Origin of the sequence: Aureibacter tunicatorum (genome assembly GCF_036492635.1) — a bacterium.
GTDB classification, from domain to species: Bacteria; Bacteroidota; Bacteroidia; order Cytophagales; family Cyclobacteriaceae; genus Aureibacter; species Aureibacter tunicatorum.
This window is the reverse complement of the sequence record NZ_AP025305.1, coordinates 165,005-186,995: the sequence shown is the minus strand read 5'-3', so window position 1 is coordinate 186,995 and position 21,991 is coordinate 165,005. Positions and strand designations below refer to the sequence as shown.

Annotated in this window: 18 protein-coding genes; 9 read left to right on the top strand and 9 right to left on the bottom strand. The window is 38.4% G+C overall.

Translation table 11 applies throughout. The features are described 5' to 3' along the window. Nucleotides 1-409: 409 nt before the first annotated feature. Nucleotides 410-1,549 carry a Na/Pi symporter gene (locus AABK36_RS00710; RefSeq protein ID WP_309937095.1) on the top strand — a complete coding sequence of 380 codons (1,140 nt, stop codon included), beginning with the start codon at nt 410-412 and terminating at the stop codon, nt 1,547-1,549. Nucleotides 1,550-1,598: 49 nt separating this feature from the next. Here the strand turns inward: AABK36_RS00710 and AABK36_RS00705 are convergent, their stop codons facing one another. From AABK36_RS00705 to AABK36_RS00685, 5 genes are all read right to left on the bottom strand, one after another. After that, on the bottom strand, nt 1,599-3,116 hold the full coding sequence (locus AABK36_RS00705; protein WP_309937094.1) for a GH3 auxin-responsive promoter family protein: 1,518 nt from the start codon (nt 3,114-3,116) through the stop codon (nt 1,599-1,601). A gap of 23 nt (nt 3,117-3,139) precedes the next feature. Next, entirely contained in the window at nt 3,140-3,877 is a 738-nt protein-coding gene (gene lptB, locus AABK36_RS00700; RefSeq protein WP_309937093.1) for an LPS export ABC transporter ATP-binding protein, read from the bottom strand. A gap of 148 nt (nt 3,878-4,025) precedes the next feature. Continuing rightward, nucleotides 4,026-5,270, bottom strand: a complete 1,245-nt coding sequence (locus AABK36_RS00695; protein ID WP_309937092.1) for a cation:proton antiporter — start codon at nt 5,268-5,270, stop codon at nt 4,026-4,028. A 47-nt stretch (nt 5,271-5,317) separates the two neighbouring features. After that, nucleotides 5,318-6,151 carry a universal stress protein gene (locus AABK36_RS00690; RefSeq protein WP_309937091.1) on the bottom strand — a complete coding sequence of 278 codons (834 nt, stop codon included), beginning with the start codon at nt 6,149-6,151 and terminating at the stop codon, nt 5,318-5,320. Nucleotides 6,152-6,244: 93 nt separating this feature from the next. Next, on the bottom strand, nt 6,245-7,090 hold the full coding sequence (locus AABK36_RS00685; protein ID WP_309937090.1) for a YitT family protein: 846 nt from the start codon (nt 7,088-7,090) through the stop codon (nt 6,245-6,247). Between the two features lie 338 nt (nt 7,091-7,428). Between AABK36_RS00685 and AABK36_RS00680 the strand changes: the two genes are divergently transcribed. Beyond that, a complete protein-coding gene (locus tag AABK36_RS00680) occupies nt 7,429-8,691 on the top strand; it encodes a DUF418 domain-containing protein (protein ID WP_309937089.1) in 1,263 nt (420 codons plus the stop codon). A 45-nt stretch (nt 8,692-8,736) separates the two neighbouring features. On the opposite strand, the gene AABK36_RS00675 is transcribed toward AABK36_RS00680, so the two are convergent. The 4 genes from AABK36_RS00675 to AABK36_RS00660 form a co-directional block, all read right to left on the bottom strand. Then, the gene (locus tag AABK36_RS00675) at nt 8,737-9,702 is read right to left on the bottom strand and encodes a potassium channel family protein (protein ID WP_309937088.1); all 966 of its coding nucleotides are present in this window, start codon (nt 9,700-9,702) and stop codon (nt 8,737-8,739) included. Between the two features lie 125 nt (nt 9,703-9,827). Beyond that, nucleotides 9,828-10,433 carry a hypothetical protein gene (locus tag AABK36_RS00670; protein ID WP_309937087.1) on the bottom strand — a complete coding sequence of 202 codons (606 nt, stop codon included), beginning with the start codon at nt 10,431-10,433 and terminating at the stop codon, nt 9,828-9,830. Nucleotides 10,434-10,493: 60 nt separating this feature from the next. Beyond that, nucleotides 10,494-12,503, bottom strand: a complete 2,010-nt coding sequence (locus AABK36_RS00665; RefSeq protein WP_309937086.1) for a M43 family zinc metalloprotease — start codon at nt 12,501-12,503, stop codon at nt 10,494-10,496. Between the two features lie 142 nt (nt 12,504-12,645). Beyond that, nucleotides 12,646-13,770 (bottom strand): hypothetical protein, encoded by a 1,125-nt coding sequence (locus tag AABK36_RS00660; protein WP_309937085.1) that lies wholly within the window; start codon nt 13,768-13,770, stop codon nt 12,646-12,648. Between the two features lie 257 nt (nt 13,771-14,027). On the opposite strand from AABK36_RS00660, the gene AABK36_RS00655 reads away from it, so the two are divergent. The 7 genes from AABK36_RS00655 to AABK36_RS00625 all read left to right on the top strand — a co-directional run bounded on the left by AABK36_RS00655 (nt 14,028) and on the right by AABK36_RS00625 (nt 21,903). Then, nucleotides 14,028-14,924: an ABC transporter ATP-binding protein gene (locus AABK36_RS00655; protein WP_309937084.1), complete on the top strand. Its 897-nt coding sequence runs from the start codon at nt 14,028-14,030 to the stop codon at nt 14,922-14,924. Then, nucleotides 14,921-15,733 carry an ABC transporter permease gene (locus AABK36_RS00650; RefSeq protein WP_309937083.1) on the top strand — a complete coding sequence of 271 codons (813 nt, stop codon included), beginning with the start codon at nt 14,921-14,923 and terminating at the stop codon, nt 15,731-15,733. Before AABK36_RS00655 ends, AABK36_RS00650 begins: the two co-directional genes overlap by 4 nt. Nucleotides 15,734-15,886: 153 nt before the next feature. Beyond that, nucleotides 15,887-16,648, top strand: a complete 762-nt coding sequence (gene tpiA / locus AABK36_RS00645; RefSeq protein ID WP_309937082.1) for a triose-phosphate isomerase — start codon at nt 15,887-15,889, stop codon at nt 16,646-16,648. Nucleotides 16,649-16,853: 205 nt separating this feature from the next. Further along, entirely contained in the window at nt 16,854-17,198 is a 345-nt protein-coding gene (locus AABK36_RS00640) for a 7(1) septoil knot domain-containing protein (RefSeq protein WP_309937081.1), read from the top strand. A 41-nt stretch (nt 17,199-17,239) separates the two neighbouring features. Next, a complete protein-coding gene (gene prmA / locus AABK36_RS00635; protein WP_309937080.1) occupies nt 17,240-18,079 on the top strand; it encodes a 50S ribosomal protein L11 methyltransferase in 840 nt (279 codons plus the stop codon). A gap of 153 nt (nt 18,080-18,232) precedes the next feature. Beyond that, entirely contained in the window at nt 18,233-19,570 is a 1,338-nt protein-coding gene (locus AABK36_RS00630) for a peptidoglycan DD-metalloendopeptidase family protein (RefSeq protein WP_309937079.1), read from the top strand. Continuing rightward, on the top strand, nt 19,567-21,903 hold the full coding sequence (locus AABK36_RS00625) for a patatin-like phospholipase family protein (protein ID WP_309937078.1): 2,337 nt from the start codon (nt 19,567-19,569) through the stop codon (nt 21,901-21,903). The genes AABK36_RS00630 and AABK36_RS00625 overlap by 4 nt, the downstream gene beginning before the upstream one ends. Nucleotides 21,904-21,991 lie beyond the last annotated feature (88 nt).

Sequence of the window (21,991 nt, the reverse complement as noted above, 5' to 3'; positions counted from 1 at the left end):
CATAGTTTTTTATTTTTAATGTTAAGTTAATATTAATAAGATTCCCATTGTTGAATATATCATTTTATTAAGCGAAAATGTCTTAAATGAATTTCAAGTATGTTGCAAAAATTTTATTTTTATCATAATTACACTAACTTTAATTATACATTACGAAAACTTTATCAAAAGCCTGGATATTCATATATAATTTAAAACAGTACTTTTTTAATTATTTCTCATTCATATTGAGAATGAGCATTTAAAGCTTAACAAAGACTTTAAACTCCCCTTAAGGAAATGACTTAAATATATGATAATTTTGTGCTTGAGTTTTTAGGCGCGAAATCTTCGGAATGTTTCCAGCCTAAAAGACAAACAAACGGAATAACTCATTCCAAAATTTGGAACAAGAACACCAAAAGGATTTATGCAGAAGACACTGACATCTACATCTAATGGCAATTGGAGAAGAGGAGCTGATATACTAGGAAGCATCTTGATGACTTTCTGCATTCTTATATTTTTCCTTTTGTCTGTAGAGCTAATGACTGTTTCGTTCGAACATCTTGGTAAAGAAACAGCTCAAAGCATATTAGCGATAGCTTCAAATCCATATATCGGGCTTTTTGTAGGCCTTTTCATTACGGCTTTGATACAAAGCAGCTCTACCTGCACATCCATGGCAATAGCGCTTGTGGCTTCCAATACCCTTACCGTAGGAGAAGCAGTGCCTATCATCATGGGAGCCAATATCGGCACAACGTTGACCAGTACGATCGTCGCTTTAGGCTTTATCGCAAAAAAGAACGAATTCAGAAAAGCGATATCAGCGGCCATGTTGCATGATATCTTCAACATTTTAATCGTGTTGATTCTTTTCCCTCTGGAAATCAGGTACCAATTACTTACCAATTTCGCTTCTGAAATCGCCCAGTTTGTTTCTGATTCCTCATTCAACAATCCTGAAACACTTGGCCATACTTTCTTCTGGGAAGTGTTGGACTTTAGAGTAGTGGTGGAATATTTCAGGTCGGTTCTTAAAAGCGACGTTATTTTGGTTATACTTTCCGCCGCCATGGTATTTACATCCTTGAAGCTATTTTCAAACTTTATATACAAAAGGCTGATATCCCAATCGCAATCTTGGTTTCAAAACATCATATTCAGATCGCCAATCAGCTCCTTGTCTTGGGGAGGCTTGATCACAGCATTGGTTCAATCGAGCTCTGTAACCACATCACTGGTAGTTCCATTCGTAGCTACAAATAAAGTTAGTCTGAGAATGGCATTTCCTTTTGTAATGGGCGCAAACCTTGGAACAACCATAACTGGATTCATCGCCGCTGTGTCGCAATCAGAAGCGGCTTTGGTAATCGCAGTGGTGCACTTTCTATTCAATACAGCGGGGATTTTGCTATTTCTTCCATTCAAACCCATCAGAGAGTCTATTGTAGCTTTTGCCTTCAAACTAGGAAATCTTACGATAAAAAACAGACTTTGGGGATTCGCTTATATCATATTGACGTTTTTCCTGATACCGTTTTTATTGATTTACTTCAATAAATAAAAAGGCGTCACTTCCTAAAGCAACGCCTTTTGTGTCTTGTATTCTAATATCAATTAATGCTTTCCAATATACCGTCAAGATATGTTCTGTCATTGGAGAGCCTTGGCACTTTATTTTGTCCTCCTAATTTGCCTCTTCTCTTCATCCATGCGTAAAAAGTGCCATTTTCAACTGCATGCACTGTTGGCTTAACCAAAGCAAGGTCCTTGTACCTTTTAGCATCATAATCCGAATTGATCTCACGAAGAGTTCTATCAAGCTCATCAGTAAAATCATTCAAGTCGCTTGGCCTCTTCTCAAACTCAATAATCCATTCATGGGCTCCTTTGGTACCTTCTCCTAGGTATTTTGGACCTGCAGTAAAGTTGCTTATGATAGCTCCTGTTTTTTTACAAGCGCTTGTGATAGCTTGCTCCGCATTTTCCACTATGACTTCTTCTCCAAATGCATTGATAAAATGCTTTGTCCTTCCTGAGATTTTTATTCTAAATGGATATAAAGAAGTAAACTTGACCGTATCTCCGATCATATACCTCCACAGTCCAGCATTGGTTGATATAACTACCGCGTAATTCTTGCCTAATTCCACTTGATCCAAGGTCAGAGTCTGAGGCCTCTCCTCATTGATCTGATCCATCGGCACAAACTCATAGTATATGCCATAATCGAGCATGAGCAACATTTCTTCGCTATTCCTCTGATCCTGAATGCCAAAAAATCCCTCGGAAGCATTATATGTCTCCAAGTACCTCATCTTAGACGTTGGAATCAGATTCTGAAAAAGCTCTCTATAAGGGCCAAAAGCTACAGCTCCATGAACAAAAAGCTCCAAATTTGGCCATACTTCCAGTATATTGTCCTTGCCTTTCAATTCCAGAATTCTCTGTATAAGCACCAATGTCCAAGTTGGAACGCCAAATATGCTGGTAACATTCTCCTCAGAGCAAGTCTCCGCCATGATTTGAATCTTAGCCTCCCATTCATCCATCAAGGCGATATCAAGCTTTGGAATTCTTTGCAACTGCGTCCAAGCCGGCAAATTTTGCATGATAACCGCTGACACATCTCCAAAGTAGGAGTTTGCCTCTTGGCTAAGTTTGTTTATTTGATGGCTTCCGCCTATGGCCAAGCTTTTTCCCGTGAAGATTTTAGAATCAGGATAATTATTGGCATAAATAGAAATCAAATCCTTTCCTCCCTTATAATGGCAATCTTCCAATGCCGCCTGAGAAACAGGAATAAACTTGCTTCTTGCATTGGTAGTCCCTGACGACTTGGCAAACCACTTGATCTCAGTAGGCCAAAGCACGTTTTGCTCGCCTTTCAACACTCTATCTATCCAAGGGTACAATTCTTCGTAAGTAGATACAGGAACCCTTTCGCTGAATTGCTCAGCAGATGAAATTTCTTTAAAATGATATTGCTTTCCAAAAGAAGTGCCTTTGGCTTCTTTAAGAAGCTTCTTAAGCACATCTCCCTGCACTTCGTTGGGGTATTTAAGAAAAAGCTCAATTTGATGTATACGCTTTTTCATCACCCAATTCAAAAATGTATTGATGATTTCCATAGTGGTATTAAAATGAATCAGAGCTAATCGAAACTCTTTCTCTTCAATTCAAAGTTCTGACCAAGATATACCTTTCTCACTTGAGGGTCCGAAGCCAACTCTTCCGCAGATCCTGCCTTTAGCAATTTGCCTTCAAACATCAAATACGCTCGATCGGTGATTGACAATGTTTCGTTTACATTATGGTCGGTGATCAAAATTCCGATATTTTTATTCTTCAATTTTGCGACAATAGACTGAATCTCCTCCACGGCAATTGGATCAACTCCCGCGAAAGGCTCATCCAATAGCACAAAATTTGGATCCACTGCCAAAGCTCTTGCTATCTCCGTTCTTCTTCTTTCTCCACCCGAAAGCACTTTCCCCAAATTTTTTCTAACGTGCGTAAGACTAAATTCCTCCAGCAGTTCCTCCACTTTTTCCTTTTGCTCCTGCTTAGTTTTTTTAGTCATTTCAAGCACCGCTTTGATATTCTCCTCTACCGTCAAGCCTCTGAATACCGATGCTTCCTGAGCCAAATAGCCGACCCCAAGCTTTGCGCGCTTGAACATTGGCAAAGTAGTAATATCCTGATCCTCAAGGTAAATCTTTCCTTGGTTAGGTTTTATCAAGCCTACAATCATATAGAATGAAGTGGTCTTCCCTGCTCCATTTGGCCCCAACAGCCCTACAATCTCACCTTGATTAACTTCAACAGATACTTTGTTTACAACAGTTCTCTGCCCATATATTTTTACTAGACTGTCCGCTACTAATTTCATCCTTTGTGATTAATATTTTACCGCACGATACCCGAATTCGCAAGTCTCAAAAGTAAACATAATTATCCAAAAATATATTAATATGCATTTCACATTCAAATTGCACCTTGATTATATCGAATCACAGGCTCCTATAGTTGCGCAAATGCTATTCATTTCTTGACTTGCCAATAAAATATTTCATAATTGGTGCTGAGAAAATAATCGTGACAATCACCATAACGACAATAGACACAAACAACTCTTCGGTAATCAATCCGGCGCTTAACGCAATCGTTCCTAAAATAACTTCCAAAGTACCGTGCGTATTCATGCCAAAACCTACGATCAGCGAATCATTATTGTTCATTCCTCCAAGCCTAGCTCCAAGCAAAGCGCCAAACACTTTCACTACAAAAGCCAAGCCTGTAATCGCAAGTACCTGCATTAGGTTGAAATTGTCGATAAAATTCACATACAAGCCTATTGACACAAAGAACAATGGAGCGAAAATATTATTGATAAACTGATGGACAATCTCCTTTGCTCTTTCGGAAAAGTGAACGGAATCCCCCATGGCTATACCAACGATAAAAGCTCCGAAGATAGAATGTATGCCGATCGACTCTGTAAATGCCGCCGCAAGAAAACATAAAGCCATAGATAAGGACAATACTCCTCCGGGCCATGCTAACTTCTTATTAATCCAAGGCAACGATCGATCGATAATCACCTTACCAATCGTAAGCATGATCATTGTGAAGCCAAGCGTAAGCCCGATAGTATGCCAAAGTCCAATCTTTTGCTCGCCTGTTTCCATCATGCTCAAGATAATGGTGAAAATGAACCAGCCCAGTATATCTATGATCATAGCGGATGCGATAATCAACATACCCATCTTGCTTTTGAAAATATTCAAATCCATCAAAATTCTGGCGATAACAGGAAGCGCTGTAATGGATAAGGTCGTGCCCAGAAATAATGCGAATACAACTCTTTGTTCCTCATTGACAGAGCCAAAAAACTCCGGAAAAGAATACGCGCACCCAAACCCTACGATAATGGGTATGAATAAAGAACATAAACTAACATAAACAGCCCTTTTGCCTTGTTGCCACACTAAAGGAAGTTCAACTTCCAATCCAGCGATAAACAACAAAAGTATGACGCCTATTGTGAACAGGCCATCCAATATTATCGAAGAGTTCCCTACAGCAGGGAACAATGAATCGTATGCCTCTGGAAAGAATGCTCCAAAAAAAGTCGGTCCCAAAAGAACCCCGGCCAAGATCTCACCCACTACTCCTGGTTGCTTCAACTTGCGAACAAGCTCCGCCAACAACCTCGAACTCGCCAATAAGATGGAAAGCTGAAGAAGCAAAGTAATGATCTCGCTATGATTTAGTTTTTCCATGTAATGTTATTTAACTCAAAGAATAATGCCTCAAAATCGCTCGATCATCAATGAACGATCAAGAGATTGGTTGGAAGGTTGCTCATGATATGCTCCAAATCCTGTCTAAAAATTCGATCGATGAATTTCATTTTGCGATCAAGCCCCTGCATTATCAATAAATCCGCATGAATTTTTTGCACAAAATTAGAAAGTTCGTGCCCCGGCTTGCCGGCAGTGACTTTGATATTAAGACGCAAACCTTCGGTATCCAGGCCTTTCAGCTTGCGCTCTACTTCAATCACCTCTTCATTGACGATGTTTTTCTTGGTCTTTCCATATTCATCCTCTGTCTCTTCACTGGCCAAAGCCATGCTAAGCCCCAACAACTTAACTTCCCTGACGATGTGGACGATCGAAGACTCTTCCATCTTAGCCAATTGGCAACCTATGCTCAAAGCTCTTTGCGGCACGCTGCTCGCTCCAGCTTGAATGACAACTTTATTGAATGAATTAGGCTTCAAGCTAGGATTCGTCAACATCAAAACCGAACAGTTGGACTTGCGCAGAATCTTTCTTGCTATGGATCCAATATAATATCCATATAGGTTTTCCTTCCTTAATGCGCCAGCAACCAATAAGTCGACTTTCTCCTTCAAGCAAACCTCTAAAATGATATCCGCAGTATTATTGCCGCTTTTCCAGATCAATTTAGTCTTGTCTTTGGCTAAAGATGCCTTGCGAAGAATATCATCCATTTTTTTCTGCTCTTCATCGTCGTTCTTACCAACATGAATAAGCAGCAATTCGGAATCAAAAAGTGACTGCAACCTCAAAGCTTCGGATATCAATGCTTGACATGTCGGCGAAAAGGCTACAGCTACGGCTATTTTTTTATACATTGCTTTCTATACTCTTAAGTAGTCTATCATTTTACAAAATAAAAAAAAAATCACAAGTAGTATTATTTTGATGGACTTTTTATATAAAGTGCGTTAAAGCTTAATAGCATCAAAGCCTCTTCCATAAACTCCCATTACCGAAGCCACGCTAATAAATGCTTCGGAATCCTCGTTCTTGGCAATACGCAATATTTGAGTATATTCCTTCTTCCTTACCATCAGCATGATGATTTTCTTTTCTTCTTTGGAATACCATCCTTTGCCATCCAATATTGTCACGCCTCGCATCGTTTCGTCGCAAATCCTTTTGGCTATAGTTTCGTGTTTTTCTGAAAATATAAAAATTTGCACACTGGCATTTCTACCTGTCAACATTAAATCGATCACATAAGACATCACTCCCATAACAACACCCGCATAAACTATAGCCTCAACTGAATGAAAAACAAAATAAGAAGCCAAGATTACAGACATGTCCAAGATCAATAAAATCTTGCCTGGCGAGTAATTCTTGTATTTTACAATAATGGAAGCTATAATATCCGTGCCTCCCAAGCTACCTCCTTCCATCAAAATCAAGCCTACGCCTATTCCGGACATCACGCCACCAATCACCGCCGCCATAAACGCTTCGTGAACCACAGGTTCGCTAATATTAGCTTGCAATAAGGAAAAGAAGAATGTAGTCACACTGGCACCATATACAATTTTAACGCCATACTGTTTGCCCAATGCCCTGATTCCAAAAAGCAACAACACAATATTGACAAGCATGTAAGTTATCCAAACAGGCACTCCCGTAGATTGGTAAACCAATGTCGCAGCACCGCTGACTCCACCTCCGGAAATTTTCGAGGGAATAATGAAGGCGGCCCACCCTAAAGTATAAATGAAAACTCCCAAAGTAATCAAGCCGTAGGATTTTAAAATTTTCATCATAACGCTATTTAAATAAAATGTAAAAATATCCTTAGTACCTTAATCTCATTATAAGCTTAAATATTGTATGAAAAGGCAATTATTTTTTCCTTAATAGAAAAAGTGTTTTGATTACATACACTTTACATTAGCCTAACCCTAAAGCAACTTCAGTTTCTTACTTTTGTCATGTAAACGGTAGCGAATAGTAATGATTTTTTCAGCTCATTTTTTTACTGAACGGGTACTTTTTCGCCTCATTTTTTAGTTTTTTAACATACTTTTCGCTATTAAAGCATTACATCTCATAATTTTTCCGCTCTTTTGGGCATGTATTTTAACCAACCTGAAAATACAATATGGAAAAATTAGCTCCCACACTCGCAAGCGACAGAGTCGTTATCATTGACGTATTAAGAGGTTTCGCCATACTTGGCATCCTTCTAGCCAACATTCTTAGCTGGAGCGGGTACAAATTCATTCCTTATGAAATGATTGAAAACCTTTCCTTCTACAACTTGGATCAAGGAATCAACGCATTCATAAACTTCTTCATAGACACTAAATTTTACACTCTATTTTCAATATTGTTTGGAATAGGATTCTATTTTCAATACAAAAAGCATAGAGAAAACCAAGCTCCATTTGTGAAAACATATACCAGAAGAATGCTGGTGTTATTCGTATTTGGGATTATTCATACGCTAATTTGGTCAGGAGACATCCTTACTTTATATGCGCTTATGGGATTAGTTCTTGTCTATTTTCTTCGCAACCTGACACCTAAGCAAATGCTTATCGGAAGTGCGATTCTGTTCAACATTCCGATTCTATACAATATCATTGTGTTAATCGTAGCTCCGGGTTGGATGACTCCTGACAAGGCTTTGGCGATGAAGACTTACCTTGACATGACGCCTATGGAAGTTACCAATATTTTCCAGCATGGAAACATTCTAGAAGTATGGAAGCTAAACATGCACAATGTCATGTGGAGATGGTTTGACATGATTCCTGACGGAAGGCCTTTCAAAGTCTTGGGATTATTCCTATTGGGATATTATGTAGCTTCAACCAAATTCATCCAAAACAAATCCGCTAAGAAATCCACCTTGATCATATCTTGGTCTTTAGGAGTTTCATTGACTCTTTTTTCAATGTGGATAGGCGGAAGCATTGGCAAATTTCCAAAAGAATGGACTGATATCGCTTTCAAATTCCTTATGCCTTTAGGTCAAATAGCACTTTGCACGGCGTATGTTTCAACAATGTCCATCGCTTTCAAAACGAAAATAGGCCAAAAAGTGCTTAACGCCACTTTGTCGCATGCAGGAAGAATGTCGTTCTCGAACTATATCATGCATACAGTGTTGGGAATCGCAATCTTTTACAGCTTTGGCTTGGGGTTCTTCGGAACATTGAGCCTTGCGGAAGTAATGATCGTAGCCGTATTGATCTACGCTTTCCAAATTGCATATAGCAAATATTGGTTGCAAAGCTTCAAATTCGGACCATTAGAATGGCTTTGGAGATGCCTGACTTTCGGAAAAATGTTCAGCATCACAAAAGAGCCGATCAAAATATCGGAAAGAAAAGAAAAACCAGTTCTTCAAAAAGCATAAATAACCAAACGCCGGCTTGATAAGCCGGCGTTTTTCATTTTACCATCATTCTTCTCTAGAATAAACCTTTTTAAACTTCTCTATATTTTCTTCCTTCCCCAGCAGAATCAAATAACTATCATCTTTCATTTTCATGGCCGACGATGGAGTGAAAATAAACCCCTTGTTATTATCCTTAAGTCCAATGACCATCACATTGGTTTTCTTTCGAATATCAAGTTCTCTTAATGTCAATTCCTTGAACTCATCTTTAAACTCTGAATGATTGAATTCTTCAAGAACCATTTCATTATGGCTCATCCCATTCAATAGCTCCAAAAATTCTATAACCACTGGCTTCGTTATCAGCATAGCCATTGTCATGCCTCCCAAAGTATCGGGCTTCACTATATGGTTTGCTCCCGCTCGAGTAAGCTTCTTCTCTGTATTTTCCTCATGAGCTCTCGCAATAATATTTATTTCCGGGTTAAGCTCTCTAGCTGTAAGGGTAATAAATACATTTTCTGCATCTCTAGGCAAAGTAGTAATGATAGCGCTAGCATGTTGAATCTGCGCGCTATGAAGAGTCTCATCCAAGGTAGCGTCGCCATAAATAAAATTGATTTTATTGGAGTTGACCGTTTCCTTAATGAGTTCCTGATTGTTTTCAATAACTACAAAATCAGTATTGGAGTTCGCCAACTCTTCGCAAGCTTTCACTCCATTACGTCCATAACCGCAAACAATGACATGGTTTTTAAGCTTCTTGACATCCATACCTATCATGAATATTTTATAAATCTTTTTGAATTCCCCTTCAAACAAATAAGCTGTCAACGTCGATATGCTGAAGGCGAAAACCATTAAGTTGAAAAACACATAAACGGAAGTGAACATTCTTCCCTCAGGACTTAATTCATTGATTTCAGAATAGCCAACAGTAGAAATTGTGATCGCTGTCATATACACAGCGTCAATGAATGAATAATCCTCATAAAAATGATAAAAACAAACCCCAGTAGTTATACTCAATATTATGAGGCCGACTGAAAGCAAAAATCTTTGCAGACGAAGAGCAACCAAGTTCCTAAAAATGCTCACTTATAATTAGCAGTTCAATTTATTTTAAGAAATTAAATTATCTCAATTTAATGAATTTAATCTGGGGATGAAATATGCTTTAGTTGTTTTCCATCTTTGCCGTAATAAATAACATGCCGACCAAAAAGTCCCTTTTTAACTATTATTCTATAAACATCAAATCTACCGGGTCTTATTTCCTCGCTCACGCTCTTCACCTTGTAATTGGCAAAAGGTCCATTGTGGAAGGTCTCGGAGACAACCTTTGGCAAACTCTCAAGATCAAGCATTACTCTCGTTTGCAATAGCATGCCTTCAGCGGAATAAACCGAATAGCAATCATGTCCTTGATATTTATATTCCACCTCGTAAATATTCGGATAGGTAATGCCTTCGCCAGGGTATCCATCCATCCAGATATCATTATCCCACATTTCATCATACCATGGGCCGGACCCAACGCCGTATGATTCCCAATTAACTCCGCTAGGAGAGGCATACCAACCAAATGTCAAAGCATCGGGAAACGCTTTTTGAAAATTGCTTCTTATCGCGTCAGGTATGCTATCATTAGGCACGTAAGCCTTTTCTTTTTTTGTCTTTGGCTTTTTAGTCTGTCCTTGCGCTGATTCCAAGGAGCAACAAGCAAAAAGCATTAGAAATATAAATGCAGGAAGTTTCATAAAATACTAATCCTCCTGCATTTGATTTGTTTAACTCGCAAAGGTATTATTAATGCTAACCTACTTTGCAATTACTATTTTCACATTTTCTTTACGGGTTCCATTAATCATCCTGAGAATATATATTCCATTCTTCAAGCTTGACAAATCAATAGCATCGACATCAAAATGCTTGCTCAACCCCAACCCTTGAAGAGAAAATACTTGAACTTCCTCATAGCGTTTGCCTAAAGAAATATTTCCATCGCTCGGATTTGGATAAAGCACAGGAGCATGTTCGTCGCCAATGCCGGTAATCCTTCTTATTTCCAAAGCATAGTCCTCCACTTCTCCGCTTTCATAATTCTCGCATGGATCCTCTCCATCATTCCCATTCTGATAGTGCACCATAAACCTAATCACCAAATCACCCTCAGTCAATTCTTCCGGAAGAACAAGGTTATAACTAAAGTTATACTCTTTGTTTGAATTTACAACATCTTGAATCTTGTACTCCTCCATCACCAACAATTCATCTTCCTCGAACAAAAAATTTCGATTCCAATCCGCCCATATTCTTATGACATTATAATCCGACATCCCTGAATTTCCTGCATGAGCTGTCACCGTGATATTGACATTCGACTCTGGCCTAACCACTGTTTTCTCATGATCAGTATGTTTAGAATATATATCATTGCCGCTTTTCGTCGAATAACTTCCTATAGATACTCCTGAAATATGGCTATACGCAGTCCAATCAACCCCCGGCTCGCAATACTCAGTGTAAGGATCCATAAAATGGATTTCAATAGTGGACTCAACATTCATTATTGTTGAAGCGCCTCCTTCAAACATCGTGTCCAAAAACTTTATCTTAATCTCTTCTGTCCCCTCTGAATGGTCAGTTGCCTTTCCTTCGAAACTCAACAAAATTACCTGAGAAGATTCTGTCTCCAATTTAGCAGTGAGACCTTCAGGCACACCTTCAATTTCAAAATCAACATTTTCGATTAATTGACCTTCTTTATTAAAAGAAGTGGACACCGCTAATACACGAATCTGGGTGCTTACAGTACCATCATTCACTTTGTCTTCCATCAACTCATATAATGAATAATGAATAGAAGGCGGCATGTCGTCAGCCACCCCTGTAGCTATCAAATTCTCCTCAGACCATAAGGATGATCTAGCACTATGCCTCAGGCCATAAGCCTCTCCAGTCATTCTACCGACTTGCCCACTTGTGAACATGGCGTAAAAATCCGTATAATCCATAAAGTTCTCCACATTCATCACTTCATCAAAGCAATTCTTGGAGCCCTTGGCCATTCTATTAGAATTTTCCTTTTTAGGCGTGTCCAATACACCGTCATCATTATTGCTATTTGTGCATCCTCCCTGAAAAGTGTGATGAAGACCTAAAAAGTGTCCAAACTCATGCGTTAAGACCGACCTGAAATTCTCAGATGTATTTGAGCCTAAATAACGTCCATTATAAACGACTCTAGCTAAATTATTATTCGACATCCATTCATTAGGCAGCCAAGCAACACCTGAATTATTTGTCGTTCCATCATCATATAAATCTAGCATGATATATACATTCATATACTTGTGATTATCCCAAGCATACTGCTTTACCTTGGCGTCATATCCATTGCCATTTCCAAAACCCGCTTCATTTGGATTAAATGTAACACCTGTAGAGGGCCTTCCATCAGGAGCAATTTTAGCCAACCTGAACTCAATGTTCATTGATTGTTTAACATCCTCAAACTCTTCCATTACAGCTTGAAAATCAGGGCGCATACCCATAAAATCTTCATTTGTAAGCTTCAAAGCATTTTCTATGATTTCAGTGGTCACCTTTTTGCCCGAAAAATCATCCCCGAAAACATGAAACACCACAGGAACGATGAACTTTCCTTCATCAGGATACCATGGCAACTCATCAGCCATAATATTCCTTTGTCTAGATTGATCTTGGACATGTGTGTCTGCCTTGCAGGGCCTAGGCTCGTCAAAATCTTGGGCGCTTAATCGTAAAAACAGAGCAGAAAAAAATAAAAAAATAGTAAGCCTTTTCATAAAATCGATATTTAATTTCCTTTTACTACTCAGGCAAAGTAAGAATTTGAATTTATTATGTCAAAATAATATTATAAAACAATAATTTGATATATATTCAATACATAAATCTATTCTAAAGTTTATACTAATTATAAACTCCTTATTTGGCTCGTTTGTCAAAACTCATAGCCTCACTCATATTTAACATCAAAGTTCTAATTGACTTTTCCCAGTCAGAGGAAGCTTCCCATGGATTACAGACATAAACATTTCCAGTAAGAAGATGCTTGATATAAAACTTTACAACTTTTCCCGTTGCAGGATTATTCTCTACATCCTCATATGTTTCTTTCTTAAAGTCTAAAAGTCGTTGGGATGTATATACCTCTTGCTTAATATTTTCATCATCGTATTCCAAAGACTTCTTGATACTCTCTCCACTCGTTTCCATCGTCAACAGCACATAGTTGAAGCCATTATTTAACAAATGATCTTCTTTACGTCTGTCATACTCAAGGAATTCATATTGAAACGGATAAGATGCAAAATACTCCTTCATCAATTGATTCCTTCTGCTTATTTCTGAATTATAAGCATTTACATCTTTTTGCAACTGCTGATTAAACGAATTTGAAGCAAAGGATTCAGGGACTTCCATATCTTCATAAATTGGAATCGCCAACTTATCAACTGTCAAGTCCGAAGGAAATGTCTTGTACCTTTTAGCTTTCTTTTTAATAACCGATTCTATTTCAAAATATTCAGGCTCATCCAAAACCAAATTATTTTCCCTAACTAATGTGGAGTGCACTATTTGATCTTCTAATTCCTTTAAGATTTCTTTCAAGTCACCTGACTCCAATCTCCATGCTTCCGATCCATGGTCTATCAAGGAACGCTTTCCATTAAAGGATGTGATTACCATATTATAAACTTTTCTACCTTGAGCTTCTTGCTGATCGATAATCAAAATATTAGAAACTCTTCTCTTCACCATTTGCAAAGCAAAGTCATATCTTGTCTGCCCCGTGGCGAAAAAATCATCCGCATTGTAATAGGCCATCGCGTCAATGCCTAAATCTTTGAATGTTCTATGCGAAATCGCTGAAATTTCCTTCCATGGCCCTCTAGACTTGTCAAGAGACGATACCTGAGTTGAACGAACCAAAACAGCGGTTCTTGAACTCAGTAAATCTTCAGGAAAAGCGCCTCCATAATTCAGGAACTTGCCGTCAACAATTTGAGCATAATCCACCTTTTGGGCTTCAACGCTTAAAATCGTCATAAAAAAAGACATATATATAAGCAGAACGGAGTATCTTAATGTCATTATTATCGTATTTGAATTATACCCTAAACTAAATAGTTACACAATATTGCAATCTAATCTTAAGCAAGATCAAAAAAATGATACATGTATCAAAATCTAAAAATCATATGCGTATTACTCTTATTATTTCAAAACGCAATTTATGATCAAAGATTTTGCATAAGATTGCCTTTAATATATTGATTTTTAGCTAAAACAGAAAAATAATTATTTTGGAAATTCTAACAGTAACCAATCTTAGCAAGAGTTTCGGTAAAGTCAAAGCTGTGCAAAACCTTAGCTTTTCAGTCCCCAAAGGCTCTATAATGGGAATCTTGGGGCCAAACGGAAGCGGAAAATCCACCACGCTCGGCATCTTATTGAATGTCACTCATGGATATCAAGGCAGCTTTTCTTGGAACTTAAATAAAGAAAACAGCAATGCCAGACAAAATATAGGCGCATTGCTCGAAACTCCTAACTTTTATCCTTACCTAACGGGAGCGAAAAACTTGGAGATCGTGGCGGAAATCAAAGGAGCCAGCTCATCAGACATAAAGACTGCTCTTGAATTCACTGGAATGAAAGAGCATGCCAAAAGAAAATATCAAAATTATTCGCTTGGAATGAAACAGCGGCTAGCTATCGCTTCAGCCATGCTTGGTGACCCTGAAGTAATGATCCTAGACGAACCTACCAATGGTTTGGATCCTGAGGGAATCGCTGAAATTCGCCAGATGATCATAGAGTTGGGTGATAAAGGCAAAACTATTCTGCTAGCCAGCCACCTGCTTGACGAAGTGGAAAAAGTTTGTTCCCACCTTATTGTCCTCGATAAAGGTGAGAAACTATACGAAGGCCCTATCAATGCCCTGACTACAAGCGATACTATCGTAGAAATCAACGCTGACAACCCTGAAAAGCTTAAATCGTTGTTGGAAGACTTCAACGGCATTAAATCTATTAAGAAAGAATCAGGAAAATTTATCGTGCAATTAGGAGACCGATCGTACCTCAAAGACCTATCCAAACACCTAAACGATCAAGAGCTCACAATTACTCATTTTTCAGAAGTCAAGAAAAGCCTCGAAGAAGAATTTTTGAACATTATTAAACGCCACAAGTCATGAAAAAAGTCATCAAAATCGAACTGATCAAACTGATGTACAATACATCATTTTGGGTAATGTTCGCAGTTTACGCATTCTTGTTCTACATGATGACCAACAACTTTTCATTTTTTCTGAACAATGCAACGCTTACGATCCAAACTGAAGGCGACATAGCCGCCAATATTCCGCAAATGATCAACAGCGTTTTTGCATTCCCGGATGTATGGAGAAATTTGGCTTACATGGCTAGTTACTTGAATCCAATACCAGCAATCATCATCATCATGATTATTTGCAACGAATACCGTTTCAAAACATTCAAACAACAAGTCATCAATGGACTAGATCCTAAAAGCTTAGTGCTTGGGAAATTCTCCGTTGTTGCGATTCTGACCATAGCTTCTATGCTTTTTCTTTTCGTGTCAACTTTGCTGGTGGGCAAATCCAATGCTTCAATAAGCGGAAACGAGCAATTGTCGATACTCTCAGGAATGGAAGCCGTATTGCTTTACGGCCTAGAATTGATGGGCTACCTTTCTTTGGCAATGCTTTTCGCTTTTGTCGTTAAAAAAACTGCTGAAAGCATTTTGCTATTCTTCGCCTGGACAATCATTTTGCAGAGACTTGCCGGATGGGCACTGGGAGACATTGGAAACTTTTTCCCTAGCGGTGTTTTCAGAGAACTTAACACTTTCCCCTTTTGGAAGTACTTTTCCCCAGAGAAGATGTCATTCGTTGAGCCATGGGAAATAGGTATTTCAGTATTATATATATTATTATTTGCACTTGCTAGTGTATTTTATATGAATACTAGAGATCTGAAGTAGACTTGGCAACTTAATTCACGATATCAAGTTTTGAGAACAAGACCAGCTTAATCGCCTTGGTCTTGCAATATTGATATATATCATATGTTTTGGTATTATTGGGTTTTATATTTGTTAACATTGGATTTCTAGCAAAAATTTTCAAAAAACAACATGAGAGATAAGATAGTAGCAGGAAACTGGAAAATGCATAAAACTTTGGAAGAAGGTAAAATACTTGCATCCGAAGTGGTTAATATAGTAACTGACGAAGTGAATTCCGACGCGAAGGTTATTTTAGGAACGCCTTTCGTTCACCTTGACAGTGTATCAAAGTTGATCAAAGATTCAGCGAACGTGTTCATAGCAGCGCAAAATTGCAGCGAACATGAGCAGGGAGCATACACAGGAGAAATCTCAGCGGCAATGCTAGCTTCTATGGGTGTGGACTACGTGATTCTTGGACACAGCGAGAGAAGAGAGTATTTCAACGAAAGCAACGAGCAATTAGCTGCTAAAGTTGATAAAGTTTACGAGCATGGCATGATTCCTATATTTTGCTGCGGAGAAGCATTGGATATCAGAGAAGCAGGCACTGAAGTAGATTTCGTTTGCCAACAGCTTACTGAAAGCATATTCCACCTTAGCAATGAGCAATTCGAAAAAATCGTCATCGCTTACGAACCAATTTGGGCTATCGGAACTGGTAGAACAGCCTCTTCTGAGCAAGCTCAGGAAATGCATGACGCTATCAGAAAGCATCTAGCCAGCAAATATGGCCAAGAAATCGCTGACAAAGTTTCTATTCTTTACGGTGGAAGCTGCAAGCCTTCAAATGCCAAAGAAATTTTCGCAGGCAAAGATGTTGATGGAGGATTGATCGGTGGAGCTTCACTAGTGGCAAGAGACTTTGTTGATATCGTGAAGTCATTCTAATCCAGTCTTTCTTAGCAAAGATTAATAAACAACACAGTTTTCATTATTTCATGTTCCAATGTGTTAAAAATTGCAACATGCTTGAATAATTAATGAGGACTGTGTTTTTTTGTTGTATGAAAAAATATTGTCTGCATCAAAACCCGACAGGCGATATGACTTTGCGATTTAACATTTTTCGCTTTGTACGTTAACCTTTGCTAGAATGAAAAAAATCTTATTTTCCTTATTTATTATATTGTTATCGTTTGCGACAGGTTCCTTTGCCCAATCAAGGCTAGATGCATGCAATGTTTTTGGTCGAATATTCATCGCCGTACAGCCTAGTTATGCTCAGTTTTTGATTTATGAAGAAGAAACGGAAGGCTTGGCAGATTTGATCGTTTACGAGGAAGACAATAAACTCTATGCTGATGAACAAGGAAAATGGTTTTTTGTAGACGTCAGAGCATTCGCTGAATACACCGTGTACTTTGTTGAAGATAGAGACAAAGCTCACTTCACGGTATATTTCACTGACGAACCAGGCTACGCCGGATGCAACAATTAACACATTGAAACCAAGCCAAAAGCTATCCAACACTACATAAAATGACTGACTTCATAGAAATCAAAATATTGTGCGACGAATACTTCGCAGAAATCCTACAAGCAGAATTGTCTAACGCAGGATTCGACTCCTTCATTGATGAAGAAAAAGGCTTTTCAGCTTATGCTGCCAAAGACAATTACGATAGTGAAGCGGCAAAAGAAATTATTGAAAGATATTCTCAAATGACTTCGATTGAATACAAAATCGGAGATGTCGAGCGCAAGAACTGGAATGAAGAATGGGAAAAAAATTACGACCCTATTACTGTTGAAGACAAATGCATTGTCAGAGCATCATTCCATAAGCCTGATAAAGACTATGCTTATGATATAGAAATCAATCCTAAAATGTCTTTCGGAACAGGCCATCATGAGACAACCTACCTCATGCTAAAGCATGAAATGGAAATCGATTTCCAAGATAAGTCCGTTTTGGACGCAGGTTGCGGTACCGGCATACTGGCGATTATGGCCCATAAAAGAGGCGCTGAATATGTAGAAGCATATGATATTGATCCTTGGTGCGAGGAAAATAGCAAAGAGAACTTCGGCTTAAACCATTGCGAAGATATAATCATCAGAACAGGTACGGTTGAATCTTTATCGTTCAACAAAAAATTTGATATTGTATTGGCCAATATCAACAGAAATGTTCTTTTGGCTGAGATGGATTCATACATAAATCTCATGAAGGCGGAAGCAACGCTCATGCTAAGCGGTTTTTACACAGAAGATGTTCCTTTGATTCAAGAAAAAGCCGAATCTCTAGGACTTTCATTTGTTAAATCCAGTGAAAAGAACAATTGGGTGTCCGCTATATTCGAAAAAAGACAACAATAAAAATCGAAATCATCGTTTTATTAAAAGCTCTGGATTGTAAAACCCAGAGCTTCAGATGTTTTATGATATCTTTTTGCAATGCAGGTATTTTGAATAAAACCTCCGCAAAGCCATTTCTAATCTGAACTAATTTCAATTTCGAATTAATTATTCATGAAATTAAAGCCAATACTGTTTGTCTTACTGATTGCTATTGCAGGCATTCTAATAACTTTTTTCAAAGAAGAAATCTTCAAAGAGCAAAAGGTTCAAGTCGCTCATGAAGTCAAAGAGGCTTTGCCTATTTTGCCAAAAAAAGAGCCTAAAAAAGCCTTTGGGATTAATATTGATTCTCTTGAAGTATTCGAAGCCAATATAGAACCGAATCAAAATCTTTCTAAAATTCTTGCCAAACATAATGTCGGCTATGGCAAAATCCATGAACTCGCCATGGCATCCAAAGATGTGTATGATGTTCGCAAACTGGCAAGCTCCAAGAAGTATACTTTGCTAAAATCGGGAACGGATTCATTGGCAAAGGTTGAATATTTCATTTATGAGCAAAACCCTGTTGACTATGTGGTTTACTACCTCGGCGACAGCATCAATATCTACAAAGGACAAAAACCTGTTCAAATTAAAACTGCCACTTTATCCGGCATTATAACTTCATCCATGTATCAAAGTATCATGGATCGTGGAGCTAGTCCGGCTTTGGTGAATTTGCTTTCGGATATTTACGCATGGCAAATCGATTTTTTCCACATTCAAAAAGGAGACAAATTCAAGATCATCTATGAGGAAAAATATGTAAATGGCGAAAGAGTAGGGCTAGGCAAACTTATCGCAGCTAGTTTCAGCCATTATGGACAGGAATACTATGCCTATCACTTTGATCAAGGCGGTGATGTCAACTATTTCGACGAAGATGGCAATAGTCTTAGAAAGGCTTTCCTAAAAGCACCATTGAATTATACCAGAATAAGCAGCAGGTATAGTGGTAGAAGATTTCATCCCGTGCAAAAAAGGTTCAAGGCCCATTTGGGAACTGACTACGCAGCACCAAAAGGAACTCCAATCATGTCTGTTGGGGATGGAATAGTAGTCGCTGCCCACTATAGCAAATACAATGGCAACTTTGTGAAGGTAAAGCATAACAGCGTTTATTCGACTCAATACTTGCATATGTCTAAAATCAAAAGCGGCATCAAAGTAGGCAAAAAAGTAAAACAAGGGGAAGTCATTGGATTCGTTGGAAAAACAGGGTTGGCGACTGGCAATCATCTTTGTTTTAGGTTTTGGCAAAATGGAAAGCAAGTAGATCCTTTCAGAGTTGTTATTCCTCCATCGGAACCTATTGCTGATAATTTGCGTAATGAATTTGAGCAGGTTAGAAATGTTCTTTCCAGCCAGTTAGATAAGATTCCATACAAACTTTTTACAGAGGTGCCGGAGGGACAGAGCATTCTTGACGTCAAATGCTACAAGCCTCTGGAGTTTACAAATTTATGAAACCGACAACCACCTTATTCACCGTTTTAATCTCTCTACTGAGTCTTTCAGCAACATTTGCTCAACAGCAAAAAAATAATGATAGGCCAACAGTAGGGCTCGTGCTAAGCGGAGGAGGGGCTAAAGGCGTTGCTCATATTGGAGTTCTTAAGTATTTAGAGGAAAAAGAAATTCCGGTGGATTATATTGTAGGAACATCCATGGGAGCTTTAGTCGGAGGGCTGTATGCCGCTGGATATTCGCCGCTTCAAATCGAGGAAATTTTCATTAGCCAAGAATTCCAAGCATGGATCAATGGAATAAAGGACCCAAAATACAATCAATACTTCGCTGAAAATGAGCCAAATGCTTCTTGGAAATCAATTAGCTTTGAACTTGACTCGAGCCTAAACGCTACATTTAACTCTGGACTTGCCGAAGACCTTCCCTTGAACTTTGCCATAGCAAAAATAACAGCAAGAGCATCGCAAGCTGCTCAAAACGATTTTGACAGCTTATTCATTCCCTTCAGAGCAATGGCTTCCGAGATTTTCACTCAACAAGAAGTGATTCTATCCAAAGGTCAGCTAGGGAATGCCATGAGAGCTTCCATGACTATTCCATTTGTCTATCAACCTATAAAAATCGACGGCAAGTATTATTTCGATGGAGGAGTATATAACAACTTCCCTGTAGACGTATGCAAAAAAGAGTTCGATCCGGATATTATTATCGGAGTGAATGTCTCATCAAAAGTATTTGAGGAATATCCCAAAAAAAATGACGACAAATTAATAAGCCAAGCTTTGCTTTATTCCTTTTTGGACAGAACCAACCCAGACGATGTCGGTCCCGATGGCATATATATTTCTCCACCGACCGGAGATGTATCATCCATGGGGTTTAAAAACCCGAAGGCAGTCATCGATTCTGGATATATGGCTGCTACAAGACTAGAGGATGAAATATTGGCTAAAATCAGCACTAGAGTCAGTTGCGAAGAAGTCGCTGAAAAAAGAAATGAGTTTTTGCTTAAACAAGAGTCCATCGTAATCTCCGATATCAAACTCACTGGATTCTCGGACAAAGAAAAAAATTTCATTACAAGCATATTCAACAAAAAAAATAAAGACAAGCTTTACCTTAATGATATTAAAACTGGATACTACAGACTAACATCCCACCAATACTTTCAAAATGTATATCCGAATATCGTTTGGGATCAAGATGATCAAAATTACGACCTTCACTTATTAGCAAATAATCGCAGAAATCTTAGATTGGATGTCGGAGGAAATATCAATATCTCTTTGCCAAGCGAATTTTACGTAGGATTGAATATTACCCACTTCAACGGCTTGCTTATGGAGCATACTGTCAATGGATATGCAGGTGGGTTTTATAATTCATTTCACTACAATTCCAGAATATATTTAAATACCTTTAAAAGGTTTTATATCGCCCCGACAATAACTATCAATGATTGGGATTACTTTAAGACAACCGACGCTTTCAGCTTGAACGGTAAAGAAAGCGACTTGCTCAAGAGGTTTGATGGCAGCTATGGACTTGAGCTCGGAATGCCGCTAGGCACTTCCCAAAAATTGATATTTCGGGCAGGGTACATTTTCAATAATGATAGCTTTTTCAATCGTTCATTCGTAACATCGCAAGACGCAATGGATAATATGACATTCAGCGGAGGAGCTTTTTCCGTTAATCTTCAAAAAGACAATTGGGATGAAAAACAATTTCCTAGAGAAGGAAAAAAAGGAGAAATCTCTTTAAGAATGTTCAATGGAGTTGCTAACTACACTCCAGGGACGACTTCTATCATCGAAAGGCCTCAAACCAAGAATGTCAATTGGGCTCAAGCGAAAATAACGGAAAGCAGTTATTACAAGCTGAATAAGTATCTAAGCATCGGGCAAAGCTTTGAGGCTATGGCCAGCATACAACCCGAAATGTTCAATTACACAAGCACATTATTGTATAGCCCCGGGTATTCTCCTTATCCGGACTCGGAATTCCTTTTTCTCAAAAGCTTCAGGTCTCCTCTCTATATGGCAGGAGGCGCGCACATGATTGTAGAGCCAGCCAAGAAATTACAAATTAGAGGATCATTCAATTTATTTGTTCCTTTAGCCAAGGTGACTGAAGTGGAAAACCAAGGCTACGAAATTACTGCCAATGAATTCAATGAATTAAGAGTATCAGCCAATGCAGCATTGATTTACTTTACTCCCATAGGGCCTGTTAGAGCAAATTACAGTTTCTATGACGACTCCGGAAGTCGAAATAACTTCTTTATTTCTTTCGGATATATGCTATTCAATAGAAAATCGACTGAATGATCGAAAATAATATCCTTTTAAAAAAATATTTCCTCTTTTTAAGGGTTATGAGTAAAGGACTCACTACCACGCATAGAATGGATAAAAA

Coding starts and splice junctions, on each gene's coding strand:
- prmA (WP_309937080.1), top strand. CDS start 17,240: ATGACTGACTTCATAGAAATCAAAATATTGTGCGACGAATACTTCGCA.
- AABK36_RS00685 (WP_309937090.1), bottom strand. CDS start 7,090: ATGATGAAAATTTTAAAATCCTACGGCTTGATTACTTTGGGAGTTTTC.
- AABK36_RS00630 (WP_309937079.1), top strand. CDS start 18,233: ATGAAATTAAAGCCAATACTGTTTGTCTTACTGATTGCTATTGCAGGC.
- AABK36_RS00665 (WP_309937086.1), bottom strand. CDS start 12,503: ATGAAAAGGCTTACTATTTTTTTATTTTTTTCTGCTCTGTTTTTACGA.
- AABK36_RS00650 (WP_309937083.1), top strand. CDS start 14,921: ATGAAAAAAGTCATCAAAATCGAACTGATCAAACTGATGTACAATACA.
- AABK36_RS00640 (WP_309937081.1), top strand. CDS start 16,854: ATGAAAAAAATCTTATTTTCCTTATTTATTATATTGTTATCGTTTGCG.
- AABK36_RS00625 (WP_309937078.1), top strand. CDS start 19,567: ATGAAACCGACAACCACCTTATTCACCGTTTTAATCTCTCTACTGAGT.
- AABK36_RS00670 (WP_309937087.1), bottom strand. CDS start 10,433: ATGAAACTTCCTGCATTTATATTTCTAATGCTTTTTGCTTGTTGCTCC.
- AABK36_RS00705 (WP_309937094.1), bottom strand. CDS start 3,116: ATGGAAATCATCAATACATTTTTGAATTGGGTGATGAAAAAGCGTATA.
- AABK36_RS00710 (WP_309937095.1), top strand. CDS start 410: ATGCAGAAGACACTGACATCTACATCTAATGGCAATTGGAGAAGAGGA.
- lptB (WP_309937093.1), bottom strand. CDS start 3,877: ATGAAATTAGTAGCGGACAGTCTAGTAAAAATATATGGGCAGAGAACT.
- AABK36_RS00680 (WP_309937089.1), top strand. CDS start 7,429: ATGGAAAAATTAGCTCCCACACTCGCAAGCGACAGAGTCGTTATCATT.
- AABK36_RS00695 (WP_309937092.1), bottom strand. CDS start 5,270: ATGGAAAAACTAAATCATAGCGAGATCATTACTTTGCTTCTTCAGCTT.
- AABK36_RS00660 (WP_309937085.1), bottom strand. CDS start 13,770: ATGACGATTTTAAGCGTTGAAGCCCAAAAGGTGGATTATGCTCAAATT.
- AABK36_RS00690 (WP_309937091.1), bottom strand. CDS start 6,151: ATGTATAAAAAAATAGCCGTAGCTGTAGCCTTTTCGCCGACATGTCAA.
- tpiA (WP_309937082.1), top strand. CDS start 15,887: ATGAGAGATAAGATAGTAGCAGGAAACTGGAAAATGCATAAAACTTTG.